This is a genomic window from Sphingomonas sp. CFBP 8760 (genome assembly GCF_014841615.1).
In the GTDB taxonomy this organism is placed as follows: domain Bacteria; phylum Pseudomonadota; class Alphaproteobacteria; order Sphingomonadales; family Sphingomonadaceae; genus Sphingomonas.
Genome location: NZ_JACYUG010000006.1, coordinates 151,083 through 165,558 on the forward strand (window position 1 = coordinate 151,083; position 14,476 = coordinate 165,558).

A 14,476-nucleotide genomic window follows, 5' to 3' on the forward strand; every position below is an offset into this window, starting at 1 on the left:
ATGGCCGGTCGAACGACCGTCCGCCGATGGACACAGTGTCCACGAATGGACACCCCGTGGTGCCGTCAAGCCGGGCGATTCTGCTGGTCGACGACAACCCGGCGGTGTCGCGGGCGATGGAGATCGCATTCCGCATGGCCGGCCACCGCCTCGACACCGCGAACGGCCCCGAGGAGGCATATTCCTGCCTCGCACGGCGGCGGTACGACGCGATCCTGCTCGACATGAATTTCAGCACGGGCGAATCGAGCGGCAGAGAGGGGCTGGCCTGTCTTGCCCGGATCGTCGCGGACGACCCCGCCGCCTGCGTGGTCGTCATCACCGCGCACAGCGGCATCCGCATCGCGGTGGCGGCGATGCAGGCCGGTGCGCGCGACTTCGCGATGAAGCCGTGGCGCAACGCCGAACTGGTCGCCAAGGTGGAGGCCGCGATCGCCCGCGGCGCACCCGCCCCGCCGGGAATGCAGGCCGCCCCGTCTGCCGACCTCATGGCGGAGCCACCGCGACTGCTGGGCGACAGCGCGGCGATGCAGGCCCTGCGCACGTTGGTCCACCGGATCGGACCGACCCCGGCCAGCGTCACGATCACCGGTCCGTCCGGCAGCGGCCGGACGCTGGCCGCGCTGGCGATCCATGCCGCCTCCCCGCACGCCGACACCGCTCCGGCCCGGATCGACCTGCGGGACGAAGCGGCGTGGCAGCGGCTGGACGACGCCGGCGGCACCGCGATCCTGCGTCATCCGGACCGGCTGGATGGCGTTGCACAGGCGCGGTTGCTCGATCGTATCCCCACCGCGCTTCGCTGCATCGCGATCGCCGACGCCATCGCGCCGATCGTGCCGGCGCTGTACCGCCGGCTGGCGACGGTGGAGGTCGCGATGCCCCCGCTCGCCGATCGGCAGGACGATGCCGTGCTGCTCGCCCGCCACTTCGCCCGCATCGCCGCGGCCCGGTTCGGGAAGCCGCAGGGGCGGTTGACCGGGGCGGCCGAGGCGGCGATCCACACAGCCCGCTGGCCGGACGAGGTACGCGGGCTGGCACTGGCGATCGAACGGGCGGTACTGCTGTCGGGCGACGGCACCGTCGATGCCGCCGCCCTTGCCCTGCCCGCCATGCCCACGGCCGTTCAAACCGCCGGCGCCGCCATCGGCACCGGCACCCCCGATGCGAACTTCGACCTGACCGACGCCGAAAAGACGATGATCGAGGCCGCGTTGCGCGAACACCGCCATAATGTCAGCCATGCCGCGGCGGCGCTGGGCCTCAGCCGGGGCGCGCTCTACCGGCGAATGGCACGCTATGGACTATAGGCGCGGCGTGCCGGCCATGGTGGGCGCGCTGGGTCTCGTCGGCTGCGGCGTGGCCGGCGCGATCGCATGGGCGGACGGATTGTGGGGACTGCTGACGGCGGCGATGCTCGTCACGATCTGGCTCTGCGTGCTCAACTGGTGGGCCGTGGTGCATCCGCGCATCGCCCCGCCACCCGCCGCCACCCCTGCGGATGCCGACGCGATGGCCCTGCGCGTCCTGCTCGATGCGGCGCCGACACCGCTGCTCGCGATCGAGGGGGCGGCGGCGCGCGCGCTAAACCGTGCCGCACGGCGCCTGTTCGCGACCGACGACCGCATCCTGCCCGTGCCCGCCGCGCTGACCGACCCCGCCGTCACCCATTTCCGCCACGAGGCCCGGCACTGGCGGATCGATCGCGTCGCGCTGCCCGACGGGCGCGGTGTCGCCGCGCTGATCGACATCGAGCAGGAGGAACGGACCGCGGAGGCGCGGGCGACCGCCGACCTGATCGAGGTGCTGGGCCACGAACTGCTGAACGGCCTCGCGCCCATCGTATCCTTGGCCGAAAGCGGCGTGGCAGTGCTGGCACGGGCCGATGTCGACGCGGTGCTGCTGCGCGAGATCGTCGGCACGCTGGCCCGCCGGGCGGACGGGCTGCAACGCTTCACCGAAGCCTATCGTACGCTGGCCCGCCTGCCCGCGCCGGTGCGGCGGCCGGTGCGCCTGACCGACATGGCGGACGATCTTGCCCGGCTGTTCGCGGGGCGCTGGCCGATGGTGGCGCTGTCGGTTGCGGCGGACGAAGCGGAATGGCCGCTCGATCGCGATCAACTGAATCAGGCGCTGTGGGCGCTGCTCCAGAACGCGGCCGAGGCCGCGGTCGCGGCGACCCCCGCGCAGGTCGCGCTACGCCTGCACACGGAGGACGCCGGGCTGACGATCGAGGTGGAGGACAACGGAACCGGCGTCCCCCGCGACAAGGCGACCCACATCTTTCGTCCGTTCCACACCACCAAGCCCGACGGAACCGGTGTCGGTCTGACCCTCGCCAGACAGATCGCGCTGGCCCATGGCGGCACGCTGGCATTGCTGCCGACGTCGGGGACCATATTCCGGCTCGTGCTTCCGGATATCCGTCAGGGAGCCGGCAAACCCGCGATCGCTGCCCGGCTTGTTCCCCCTGTCGCGAACCGCTAGCCTCCGGTCGATAAGGGAGAGCGGTGGCCGATGAAGAAAACGATGTTGGCGCTGATACTTGCCATGTCGCCGACGGCGGCCCTCGCCGAATGGCATGAGGCCCGCAGCCCCCATTTCACGATCTATTCGGAGGACGATCCCAAGGCGCTGGCGGCCTATGCCGACAAGCTGGAGCGGTTCGACCACGCGCTGCGCCGTCTCCGCAAGGTCGACGATCCGCCCGTATCGCCCGCCAACCGCGTCACCATCTTCGTGGTGCGCGGCACGTCGGCCGTCCGCAAGCTGCTGGGCGGTGACAATAGCTGGGCCGCCGGTTTCTACCGGCCACGCGCGGCGCACTCGCTGATCGTCACCCCCAGCCTTGATTTCGCGGGTAACGATGGCCGTGGCGCGCTCGATCCCATGACGGTGCTGCTGCACGAGTACACCCATCATTTCCTGCTGGAGAACTTCGCCGCCGCCTATCCCGTATGGTTCGTCGAGGGTTTCGCGGAATTCGCGTCGGCTGCGCAATTCGATGCGGACGGCGCGATCGGGATCGGATTGCCTGCCCAGCACCGTGCCCGCACGCTGGCCCGGCCGGATGCCCTGCCGCTTTCGACGATGCTGGCCGACGACAAGCGCAAGCTGAACGATCGCGAGAAGGCATCGCTCTATGCGACGGGGTGGCTGCTGACCCATTATCTCTTCTTCGCCGATGCGCGGAAAGGGCAGCTTGCCCGCTATCTCAATGCCATCAACAACGGCACCTCGCGGCAGGAGGCGGCACAGGCGGCGTTCGGCGATCCGGATGTCCTCGGTCGCGAACTGAACGCCTATGAACGCCGCAAGCTGGATTATATCCGCATCCCGCCCGCCACGGTGGCGAGCGGCAGGATCGAGGTGGTCGGCCTGTCGCCGGGCGCCGCGGCCGTCCTGCCGCTCCGGATGCGGCTGAAGCGCGGCGTGCTGCGGCCGGACGCCGCGGCGTTCGTGAAGCTGGCGCGCAGCGCCGCGGCGCCATTCCCCAACGACCCCGATGCGCAACTGGTGCTGGCCGATGCCGAGGCGATGGCGGGGGAACTCGACGCATGCGATGCCGCCATCGCCCGGGCCTTGGCGACACGGCCGGACTCCCCGGCCGGATTGCTGGCGCGGGCGCATAGCGTGATGCGCCGCCGCGACGATCATGGCGCACGCGCCGATTGGCCGGCGATCCGTACCGCGATCAGCCGCGCCAACAAGGCGGAGCCGGACAACCCCCTGCCGCTGATGCTTTACTATGACAGCTTCATCGCCGGACAGCAGTCACCGACCAGGCTGGCGGTCGACGGCCTGGAACGCGCGTTCGAGATCGCCCCGCAGGACCCGGGCCTGCGCCTGCGCCTCGCAACCCAATTGGTGACCGACAAGCGCTTCGAGGAAGCGCGGATGGTGCTGGCGCCCCTCGCCTATTCGCCCCATGCCGGATCGCAGGTGGAGACGGCGCGGGATATGCTCGATCGCCTGCCGGTCGAAACCGCGAGCCGATGACGACCGGTCGCCTGCCCGCTCGATCAGGACATCCATGCCACGGGGTCGCGCCAGCCGCATCGTGACGTGCCCGGCCGCGACAGGCTGTCATCCATATCGACCAGCCCCCCTCATGAACCGGGAGACTCCATGACCGATCTGAACAGGCGCGACGCGTTCGCACTGGCGGCGTTGACCGGCGGCGCGGCATTGGTCTCCGGGACGCCGGCGGCGGCAGGTCCCGCCGGGCCGACCTGGCGCGGGGGATATGAAGGCCAGCGTATCGCCGACCTCGGCGACGGCCGCTTCCTCAATCCGTTGATCGGCGGCGACCGGCCCGATCCCGCCATCCTGAAGGACGGCGCGGACTATTACATGACCTTCTCCAGCTTCGACAGCTATCCGGGGCTGACGATCTGGCACAGCCGCGATCTCGTCAACTGGCGCCCGCGCACCGCCGCGCTCACCCGCAACATCGGCTCGGTCTGGGCGGTCAGCCTGGAAAAGCACGATGGCCGCTACTTCCTCTACATTCCGGTCAAGGCGAGCCCGCGGAACGACGTCTTCGTCATCCACGCCGACCATATCGACGGGCCGTGGTCCGATCCGGTGAGCCTCGGACTCCACAGCCATATCGATCCCTGCCATGCGGTGGGCGAGGATGGCTCGCGGTGGCTGTTCCTGTCGGGCGGCGACCGTATCCGGCTGTCCGCCGATGGCCTGTCGACGGTCGGCAAGGTGGAGCATGTCTACGATCCGTGGCGCTATCCCGACGACTGGGATGTCGAGGGGTTCAGCCCCGAAGGACCCAAGATCCACCGCCACGGCGGCTGGTTCTACATGATAACGGCGGTCGGCGGCACCGCCGGGCCGCCGACCGGGCATATGGTGATCGTCGCCCGCGCGCGCTCGATCCACGGACCCTGGTCGAACGATCCCGGCAACCCGATCGTGCGCACCGTCTCGATGGACGAGAAATGGTGGTCGCGCGGTCATGCCAGCCTCGTCGAGGCGCCCGATGGCAGCTGGTGGTCGGTCTATCACGGTTACGAGAACGGCTTCTGGACGCTGGGGCGGCAGGTGCTGCTCGATCCCGTTCGCTGGACGGCAGACGGCTGGTTCCGGATGACCGGCGGTGACCTGTCGAAACCGCTGCCCAAACCCGGCGGCGGGCAGGCCGGCCCCCATGGCCAGCCGCTCTCCGACGATTTCACCGCGCCGCTGAAACTGGGGGCCAAGTGGAATTTCTTCCGCCCCGGCCCCGCCGAAGCCGATCGTGTCCGTATCGATCAGGGTGCGCTGGTGCTGAAGGCGAGCGGCACGGCGCCGGTCGATTCCTCGCCGCTGATGCTGATCGCGGGCGATCAATCCTACGAATTCCAGTGCGATGTCGAGATCGCGCCGGGCGGCACAGCCGGCCTCGTCCTGTTCTACGACGACAAACTCTATTGCGGTCTGGGTTTCGACGAGCAGCGCTTCGTTACCCATCAATACGGTATCGAGCGCGGGCGCCCGCCCAACCTGCATGGCCGCCGCATGACGATCCGCATCGCTAACAAGCGGCACATCGTCGCGATCCACACCTCGGGCGACGGTGGCCGCACATGGCGGCGGTTCGACCGCGGCATGGAGGTATCGGGCTATCACCACAATGTCCGCGGCGGTTTCCTGATGCTGCGGCCCGGCCTCTATTCGGCCGGTGCGGGGGAAGCACGCTTCCGGGATTTCCGGTTCCGCGCCTTGCGATAGCGGGTCCCTCATGGAGGTTCGGTCCGGGCATGGCATCCGGCCTTCTCGACACTCGCGGGACATGATGGTAGCGCCATCATTCTAACGACGGACACGGGCTGGCGGTGGTGGCGGACCATCGACGACGCGTCCGCAACGGACTTGGGAGCAGGGATGATGGGCATGATGACCAGCCGGGGAAAACGGGCTCTTGTCGCGGCGCTGGCCTGCGCCGCATCGGTGATGCCCGCCATCGCCGCGCCGGCCACATCGTCTGTGCCGCGCATCGTATCGCGCGACGGGCGCCATGCGCTGATGGTCGATGGCGCGCCGTTCCTGATGCTGGGCGTGCAGGCGAACAACAGCAGCAACTATCCGGAGATGCTGCCGAAGGTCTGGCCGATGGTCGAGCGGCTGCACGCCAACACGCTCGAAATCCCGGTCGCCTGGGAACAGGTCGAACCGGTCGAGGGCCGGTTCGATTTCACCTATGTCGATGCCCTGCTCGCCGGGGCCCGCGCGCGGAACCTGCGGCTGGTGCTGCTGTGGTTCGGGACGTGGAAGAACACCAGCCCCGGCTATGTCCCCGCCTGGGTGAAGACCGATGGCCGACGCTTCCCACGGATGCGCAAGGCGGACGGCAGCACGCATTACGCGCTGTCGCCGCATTCCCGCACCACGCTGGAGGCGGACAAGCGTGCGTTCGTCGCGCTGATGCGCCACCTGCGCGATGCCGATCCCGATCACCGCGTCATCATGGTGCAGGTCGAGAACGAGAGCGGCGTCTATGGTCAGAACCGTGACATGGCGCCCGCCGCACAGGCGCTGTTCCGGGGGCCGGTGCCGGCCGCGCTGCGCAAGCGGGGCAGCTGGACCGAAGCCTATGGCAAGCTGGCCGAGGCGGCGTTCAACAGCTGGCATGTCGGCCGCTATATCGACGAGATCGCCGCCGCCGGCCGGGCCGTGCATGATGTGCCGATGTACACCAACGCCGCGGTCGGCAGTCCGTTCGCGACCCCGGGCGAGGATGGCGGCGCCAGCGGCGGCCCCAACTGGCCGGTAATCGACGCGTGGAAGGCCGCGGCCCCGCATCTCGATCTGGTCGCCCCGGACATCTACAACCGCGATGCCCGCGCCTATGCCGAATATCTGCGGCTGTACGACCGGCCGGACAATGCGCTGATGGTGCCCGAAACCGGCAACGCCGCCGATTACGCCCGCTTCCTGTGGACGGTGCTGGGCCGGGGCGGGATCGGTTTCGCGCCGTTCGGCTTCGACGATACCGGCTATGTCAACTATCCGCTGGGTACGAAGGTCGTCGACGCCGCGACGGTAGAGGCGTTCGCGGAGAAATACGCGCTGATCGCGCCGATCGCCTCGACATGGGCCGGGCTGGCATTGGCGCATCCGACCTGGGGCAGCGCCAAGCCCGCCGACGGCGGCGACCAGACCATGGTGATGGGCCGTTGGCGCGTCACGACCCAATATGGCCTGTGGCAGTTCGGCGAGAAGGACTCGCCCTGGCTGAAGACCGATCCCCACCCCACGAAGGATCAACCGGTCGGCGGCGCCGCCGTCATCCAGCTTGCACCCGACGAGTTCCTGATCGCAGGTTCCGACGTGCGCGTCCGTCTCGACCTCGCCACGCCGGTCAAGGGAGACTCATCGCAACTGCTGCGTGTCGAGGAGGGCAGCTATGACGCCGCCGGTACCTGGCGCCGCCTGCGCGTCCTGAACGGCGACCAGACCGATTACGGTCTCAACTTCACCCGGCCGATGCTGATCCGGGTGACGATGGGGACCTACCGATAGCGTTCGATCCCGGCTCTGCGCCGGGTCGGCAGGGGCAGGCGACGCGATCTCGGCCGCGTCGCCTGCCACCGGACTATTTGACGCCGCACGTCACCGGTCCGGCCGGCGCACTGCCGATCCGGACGGCCGATACGTCGATGCCGAGCGTACCCGCCGTGGTCAGGACGAACGGTTTCACGATGGTGCCCATCTTCAGCCCCTGATCGGCGAAACAACGCAGCGGCACCGCGATGGTGGTCCAGTCGCCCTTCGCCAGGGCGCCGTTCAGCGGCACGGTCGCGGTCTTCGCGGTATCCGCCATGCCCAGCGTCACCGGTGCGGTCGGGGCGGCGGTGACGCGGTAATCCACGATCAGGCTGAGTTGGCCGTTCGATTCGCGCGTCACGTCGATCGGCATCGCCTGTTCGATCGCCGCCTCACCCGATCCCTTGCCGTTCCAGACGAGGCGGAGACTGTCTTCCTGCGCATTGCGGTCGGTCCGCGTCTGCGCCAGCGGGCCGCCGCTGTTGAAGCGCGCGCCGGCCGCGATCCGGCCGCGCACGAACAGCGCGTTCTGGTCGCCTGCGGTCACCTTCGGCTTCGTCTCGTCAAGCTGGGCGAGCGGGGTGTTCGCCGCATAGGTCAGGCCATAGCCGATCGGAAACAGCGGATCGTAACCGGGATCGCGCCGGTTGAGGACGTACTGGTCCAGCCGCTTCGGCCACGAGAAGCTGAGCTTGCCGCGGAAATCATGCGCCGGGCGTCCGTCCCTGCCCGCGACCAGCACGTCGGCGACGCCGCCGCCCTCCGTACCCGGCAGGAACGCCGCGACGAAGGCATCGGCGGCGTTGAGTTCGGGGTTCACCCATAACGGCCGCCCCGACAGGAACACCGCGACCGTGGGCACCCCTGCCGCCTTCAGCCGCTTGAGCATCGCCAGATCGCCCTTGTCTTCCGGGCTGTATTCCAGCGTCGGACGGTCGCCGGTGAATTCGGCATAGGGTGTCTCGCCGAACACGACGATCGCGACATCGGGCTTTTTGGTGAAGCGGCCGTCCGGCGCCAGCGTCGCGGTGCCGCCGCCCGCGGTCGCCGCCTTCCGGATGCCCGACCAGATCGATTCGCCGTTGGGAAAGTCCTTGTTGGTGACGTCGGTGCCCTGCCACGTGATCGACCAGCCGCCGGACTGGACGCCGATATCGTCCGCCGCCCGCCCGGCGACCAGGATGTTCGCCCCCGCCTTCACCGGCAGCACGCTGCCGTTGTTCTTCAGCAGCACCATCGATTCACGCACCGCGGCCCGCGCGATGGCGCGATGCTCCGGCGCGCCCAGCAGGTCGAACTTGCCCGACAGCGGCCGTGACGACGGGCGTCCCGCCTCGAACGTGCCGGCCAGCACCTTCACGCGCAGGATGCGGCGCACCGCATCGTCCAGCCGCGCGGCCGGGATCGTGCCGTCCTTCGCCTCGCGCAGCGTGTTGGCGTAAAGCTGCTTCCAGCCGGGGCCGGAATACATGAACATGTCCAGCCCGGCGTTGATCGCGGGCGCGCAATCCTCGTTGGTGCAGCCCGTCACCTGTCCGTGCGCGTTCCAGTCGCCGATGGTGAAGCCCTGAAAGCCCCACCGTTCCTTCAGCACGCCGGTCAACAGGCTCTTGTTCCCGGTCATCTTCTCGCCGTTCCAGCTGGAAAAGCTGGGCATCACGGTCAGCGCCCCGGCGGGCAGCGCGGTCATGTAGCCCGCCGCATGGACGTCGCGCAGCACCGCTTCGGGCACGCGTGCATCGCCCTGGTCGCGGCCGCCGGTGCCCCCGTCGCCCAGGAAATGCTTCACCGACGAGATGACGTGGCCGGGCTTCATGAAGTCCTTGCCGATCGTTCCCTGAATGCCCTCGACCATCTCGGCGGCATAGGAGGCGACGATCGCCGGATCCTCGGAATAGCTTTCGTAGGTGCGGCCCCAGCGATCGTCCTGCACCACCGCGACGGTGGGCGCGAAGCTCCAGTCGATGCCCGTCGCCGCCGTCTCCGCGGCGGTGGCCGCGCCGATCCGGCGGATCAGTGCGGGATCGCGCATCGCGCCCAGCCCGATATTGTGCGGGAAAAGCGTCGCGCCGACGATGTTGTTGGCACCGTGGACCGCGTCCGTCCCCCAGATTACCGGCACCACCGGGCGCCCGTCGGTGCGCTTGACCGACGCGTCGTAGAACGCGTCGAACAGCTTGAGCCATTCGGGCGCGGGCGCGCGCTCGTCGTTGTTCGGCGCGGAATTGCCGCCATTCAGGATCGAGCCGAGCTTGTACGTCTCCAGATCGCGTGGCTCGATGCTGGCGATGTCGACCTGCAACAACTGCCCGACCTTGTCCTCGATCGACATCTTCGCCAGCAGTGCGTCGACGCGCGCCTCCACCTTGGGATCGCGCTGGAGCCTCATGCGAAGCGCCGGCCACTGCGCGGGATTGGCGACGGCCGAGCCCGCCGGCGTCTGTGCCAGTGCGGGGACCGTTCCCGCCATCAGCGCCATCACCGCGCCCGCCGTACCAAAGCCCATCCGCATTCCACTCTCCCTCGCCGTCTCGAACAGCGGCGGCCGGACCAAGCCGTGCAGCACGCGTCGTGTCAATAATACATATTTCAATTTGGCTTTTTCTGCCCGCTGTGCTTCCTGCCGCATCCAGACGATCGCTTGCCGGCAGATCGCCGTCGAGAGGATATCATGGCAATATACGGGAAACCGATGTTATTTTCCGTCGCGCTGCTGGCCGCCGCCCCCGCTGCGGCACAGTCGGTGGCCTCCCCCGACGGGCGGATCACGGTGATGTTGGGGACGAACGAAGCCGATCAGCCGACCTATACCGTCGCGGTGGCGGGGCGACCGGTGATCGCTCCGTCCACGCTGGGCCTGGAGTTCGAGCGCTACGCCAAGCTGGCGAACGGACTGCGCCCCACCGCGACCAGCCGCAGCCAGGGCACCGATCGCTACACGCTGTCCGCCGGCAAGGTCGCTACGGTCGTCGACCGCTACAACCAGATCGTCGTCCGCTTCGCCGAACGGGACGGCCAGCGCCGACGCCTTGATCTGGTCGTGCGCGCCTACGACACCGGTGTCGCGTTGCGCTATGCCGTGCCGCGCCAGCCGAACCTGACCAGCCTGCGCCTGGCCAACGAACTGACCCAATTCGCCTTCGCCGACGACTATGCCTGCACCGGCCTCAATCTCGGGCGGTTCGATACCGGTCATGAGGGCGAATACGATCCGGTTCGGGCCTCCGCGATCCGGCCGCACCACCTCTACGATCTGCCGCTGGTCTGCGAGACGGGCAAGGGCGGCCCGACGATCGCCATCGCGGAAGCCGCGGTGGAGAACTGGCCGGCGATGTACCTGACCGGGACCGAGACGGGCGCGACCGGCGTCGCCGCCCGCCTGTCGCCACGGCCCGACGATCCCGCCATCGCGGTGAAGCTGGATGTCGGCGACGGCGTCGTCTCGCCCTGGCGGGTCGTGATGATCGCGCCGGTCGCGGGCAAGCTGATCGAGAACACGCTGCTGACCAGCCTGAACCCCGCCCCCAAAGGCGACTTCAGTTGGGTGAAGCCGGGCAAGACCGCATGGGACTGGTGGTCGGGGCCGATGCTGGCGGGGGTGCCGAAGGCCGGTTCCAACGCGGCGACGCAGCGCGGCTTCATCGATTTCGCCGCCTCGCTCGGCCTGCCCTACATGATGGTGGACGAGGGCTGGTACATCAACAGCGGCGGTGGCGGCACGCTGTATCCCGGTGCAGACCCGACCGTGCCGGTGGCGGAGATCGATCTGCCGGGGCTGGTATCCTATGCCCGTGGCAAGGGGGTCGGCCTGATCCTGTGGATGCACTGGCAGCTGCTCGACCGCGACATGGAAAAGATCCTGTCGTTCGTCGCGGCGGCGGGGGTGAAGGGGATCAAGGTCGATTTCATGAACCGCGACGATCAGGCGATGATCGGCTTCTACCACCGGCTGGCCGCCGCCACCGCGCGGCATCGCCTGCTGCTCGACCTGCACGGTGCGACGCATCCCTGGGGCATGACGCGGACGTGGCCGAACTACCTGACACAGGAAGGCGTGCTGGGCGCGGAATACAACAAGTGGACGAAGCGGATCACCCCCCGCCACAACATCACGCTGGCCTATACGCGGATGCTGGCGGGGCCGATGGACTATACGCCCGGCGGCTATCGCAACCACACGCCCGCCACCTTCGCGATCGCCGCCACCGGCCCGCAGACGCAGACGACGCGGGCGGCCGAACTGGCCAAATACGTCGTCTATGAAAGCCCGCTGCAATCGGTCGCGGATACGCCCGATGCCTATCGCGGCCAGCCGGGGCTCGATTTCCTCGCGGCGGTGCCGGCGACGTGGGACGAGACGCGCTTCCTGACCGGCAGCATCGGTGAATCGATCGCCGTCGCCCGCCGCCGCGGCGATCGCTGGTATATCGGCGCGATGACCGATACCGCGCGGCGGATGACGATCCCGCTGTCATTCCTGAAACCGGGCCGCCATGGCGTGCGGCTGTGGAGCGACGGCGCCGTGCCGACCGATCTGGCCGCCTCGTCGTCCACCGTGCAGGCGGGCGACACGCTGACGCTGAACCTTGCCGCCGCCGGTGGGGCGGCCGCGATCATCGCCCCCCTTCGTTGATGCCCGGAGCCGCCGTCATGACCAAGACCATCGCCCTGTTGCTGATCGCCGCCCTTGCCGGTTCCGCCCTGGCCGGCTCCGCCCTAGCGCAGACGCTGCCGACCGCCGAACAGAAGGCGCAATGGGCGCGCGAGGCGGAGGAGCGGCTGCGCACCGACTGGCCGTGGCTCGATCGTTATCGCACCGCCAATGCCGCGGTGACGGGGCCGGTGACGGTGGTCTTCATCGGCGATTCGATCACGCAGGGCTGGTTCGACATGATGCCCGGTTTCTTCACGCCCGGCCGACAGGGACGCGGCATCGGCGGCCAGACGACGCCGCAGATGCTGCTGCGTTTCCGGCAGGACGTGATCGACCTGAAACCGCAGGTCGTGCAGATTATGGCTGGCACCAACGACATCGCCGGCAATACCGGCCCGATGACGGCGGAGCAGACCAAGGCCAATCTGATGTCGATGGCCGAACTGGCCCGCGCGCACGGCATCCGCGTGATCCTCGCCTCGATCCCGCCCGCAGACGGGTTTCCGTGGCGGCCGGGTCTGGACACCGCGACGCCGATCGCGGCCATGAACGGCTGGATCAGGGATTATGCGGCGCGGACGGGTGCGACCTATGCGGATTATTGGAGCGCCCTGCACGATGGCCGGGCGCTGCGCGCGAGCATGACCTATGACGGGGTCCATCCCAACAAGGCGGGCTATGCGGCGATGGCACCGGTGGCCGAAGCGGCGATCCGGGCGGCGATGGCCCGGCCCGCGCCGAAAGCGATCGCGCGTTGATGCTGGCGATCGCGCTGGCGATGGCCGCTGCCGCCGGCCCCGTGGTGCGGACCGACGACGGACCGGTCCGGGGCGAGGCGCTGGCCGGTGGCGGCGCGGTGTTCCGGGGCATTCCCTATGCGGCGCCACCGGTCGGCCCGCTGCGCTGGCGTGCGCCGCAACGGCCGCGTCGATGGACGGCACCGCGGACCACCATCGCGCCCCATGCCGCCTGTCCGCAGGTGGCGTCGGGCGAATGGAACCGCGCCGCGGCGGCGGGCGGGGCGGAGGATTGCCTGTTCGTCGATGTCCGCACGCCCGGCACGGCCCCGACCGCCAAGCTGCCGGTGCTGGTGTGGATTCACGGGGGCAGCAACCGCGCCGGGGCGGGCGGCGGCACGGTGGAATCGCGGATCACCGATCACGGGCTGGTACTGGTCAGCATCCAGTATCGGCTCGGCACGCTCGGGTTCATGTCGCATCCCGCGCTTAGCCGCGAACAGGGCGGGCGCAGCGGCAATTACGGATTGATGGACCAGCAGGCGGCGCTCGACTGGGTCCGGCGCAACATCGCCCGGTTCGGCGGCGATCCCGCCCGCGTGACGATCGCCGGGGAATCCGCGGGGGCGATGGATGTCGGCCTGCACCTGCTCAGTCCGGGATCGCGCGGCCTGTTCCATCAGGCGATCGCCGAAAGCGGCACTGCGGGTTTCGGCACCGCGCCGCGCAGCCTGACGGACAACGAAGCCCTCGGCGCCGCCATCGCCCGCGCCGCCGGCTCGCCCGAAGACGCCACTACCGCTCAGTTGCGCCGCCTGCCCGTCGATGCGATCCTGCGGGCGGACAGCGGCATCGATGCGCCGGGCCTGGACGATGACAGCTTCGTCTGGCTGCAGGCGATCGTGGACGGCCGCGTGCTGCCCGAAACCCCCGCCCGGTTGCTGGCGAACGGCCGGATCAACCCCGTGCCGCTGGTCATCGGCGTCAACGCCCGCGAACTGCCGCTGCATGGGGGGCTGGCTGATGCCGCGACGACGGTGCGGCAGGCGTTCGGCGCCCATGCGGAACAGGCGCTGCGCCTGTACGGCCTGCAACCGGGCGGCGTGCCGGTATCCGATCCGCGGCTGGGCGACGTGACGATGCAACTGGCGACCGACCTCACCTTCCGCTGCCCGACGATCGCGGTGTCGAACGCGTTGACCGCGCGCGGCGGGTCGGTGTGGCAATATCAATTCGACTATGCGCCGCCCGGCGGCACCGTCAGCCATGCCAGCGAACTCGGCTACCTGTTCAACACGCCGCAGCCGGGGCAGCCACCGCTTCAGGCCTATTGGGTCAATTTCGTCAGGACCGGCGATCCCAATGGCGGTGCATTGATTGGCTGGCCGGCTTACGATCGCGGCGGCCGGGCGTATATGGCGTTCGACCAGAACGGCCCGGTGGCCAAAGCCGGACTGCGCCGAACGATCTGCGACCTGCGGACCGTACCATAATCGCCATGGCCGCCCATCGCCGGCCCGCGACCACGACGAAGAAGGCAAGA

At 69.1% G+C, this 14,476-nt stretch carries 9 protein-coding genes; 8 read left to right on the forward strand and 1 reads right to left on the reverse strand.

Annotated features, from left to right (window positions below):
• Positions 1 to 56: 56 nt before the first annotated feature.
• The 5 genes from IFT82_RS10165 to IFT82_RS10185 all read left to right on the forward strand — a co-directional run bounded on the left by IFT82_RS10165 (position 57) and on the right by IFT82_RS10185 (position 7,518).
• Positions 57 to 1,310, forward strand: coding sequence for a sigma-54-dependent transcriptional regulator (locus IFT82_RS10165; protein ID WP_342355089.1), 1,254 nt, complete (start codon positions 57 to 59; stop codon positions 1,308 to 1,310).
• A 16-nt stretch (positions 1,311 to 1,326) separates the two neighbouring features.
• A complete protein-coding gene (locus tag IFT82_RS10170) occupies positions 1,327 to 2,487 on the forward strand; it encodes a sensor histidine kinase (protein ID WP_244646667.1) in 1,161 nt (386 codons plus the stop codon).
• A 30-nt stretch (positions 2,488 to 2,517) separates the two neighbouring features.
• On the forward strand, positions 2,518 to 3,999 hold the full coding sequence (locus tag IFT82_RS10175) for a hypothetical protein (protein ID WP_192126309.1): 1,482 nt from the start codon (positions 2,518 to 2,520) through the stop codon (positions 3,997 to 3,999).
• A gap of 129 nt (positions 4,000 to 4,128) precedes the next feature.
• On the forward strand, positions 4,129 to 5,727 hold the full coding sequence (locus tag IFT82_RS10180; protein ID WP_192126311.1) for a family 43 glycosylhydrolase: 1,599 nt from the start codon (positions 4,129 to 4,131) through the stop codon (positions 5,725 to 5,727).
• Positions 5,728 to 5,889: 162 nt separating this feature from the next.
• Entirely contained in the window at positions 5,890 to 7,518 is a 1,629-nt protein-coding gene (locus tag IFT82_RS10185) for a DUF5597 domain-containing protein (protein ID WP_244646652.1), read from the forward strand.
• A 73-nt stretch (positions 7,519 to 7,591) separates the two neighbouring features.
• On the opposite strand, the gene IFT82_RS10190 is transcribed toward IFT82_RS10185, so the two are convergent.
• Positions 7,592 to 10,054, reverse strand: a complete 2,463-nt coding sequence (locus tag IFT82_RS10190) for a glycoside hydrolase family 3 protein (RefSeq protein ID WP_192126315.1) — start codon at positions 10,052 to 10,054, stop codon at positions 7,592 to 7,594.
• Between the two features lie 180 nt (positions 10,055 to 10,234).
• Here IFT82_RS10190 and IFT82_RS10195 point away from each other — a divergent pair, with 180 nt between their 5' ends.
• From IFT82_RS10195 to IFT82_RS10205, 3 genes are read left to right on the forward strand one after another with little or no spacing between them, the layout of a single operon-like run.
• Positions 10,235 to 12,175: a glycoside hydrolase family 97 protein gene (locus tag IFT82_RS10195; RefSeq protein ID WP_244646653.1), complete on the forward strand. Its 1,941-nt coding sequence runs from the start codon at positions 10,235 to 10,237 to the stop codon at positions 12,173 to 12,175.
• Positions 12,176 to 12,192: 17 nt separating this feature from the next.
• Positions 12,193 to 12,954 carry a GDSL-type esterase/lipase family protein gene (locus IFT82_RS10200; RefSeq protein ID WP_192126319.1) on the forward strand — a complete coding sequence of 254 codons (762 nt, stop codon included), beginning with the start codon at positions 12,193 to 12,195 and terminating at the stop codon, positions 12,952 to 12,954.
• Positions 12,954 to 14,426: a carboxylesterase/lipase family protein gene (locus tag IFT82_RS10205; protein ID WP_244646654.1), complete on the forward strand. Its 1,473-nt coding sequence runs from the start codon at positions 12,954 to 12,956 to the stop codon at positions 14,424 to 14,426. The genes IFT82_RS10200 and IFT82_RS10205 overlap by 1 nt, the downstream gene beginning before the upstream one ends.
• Positions 14,427 to 14,476 lie beyond the last annotated feature (50 nt).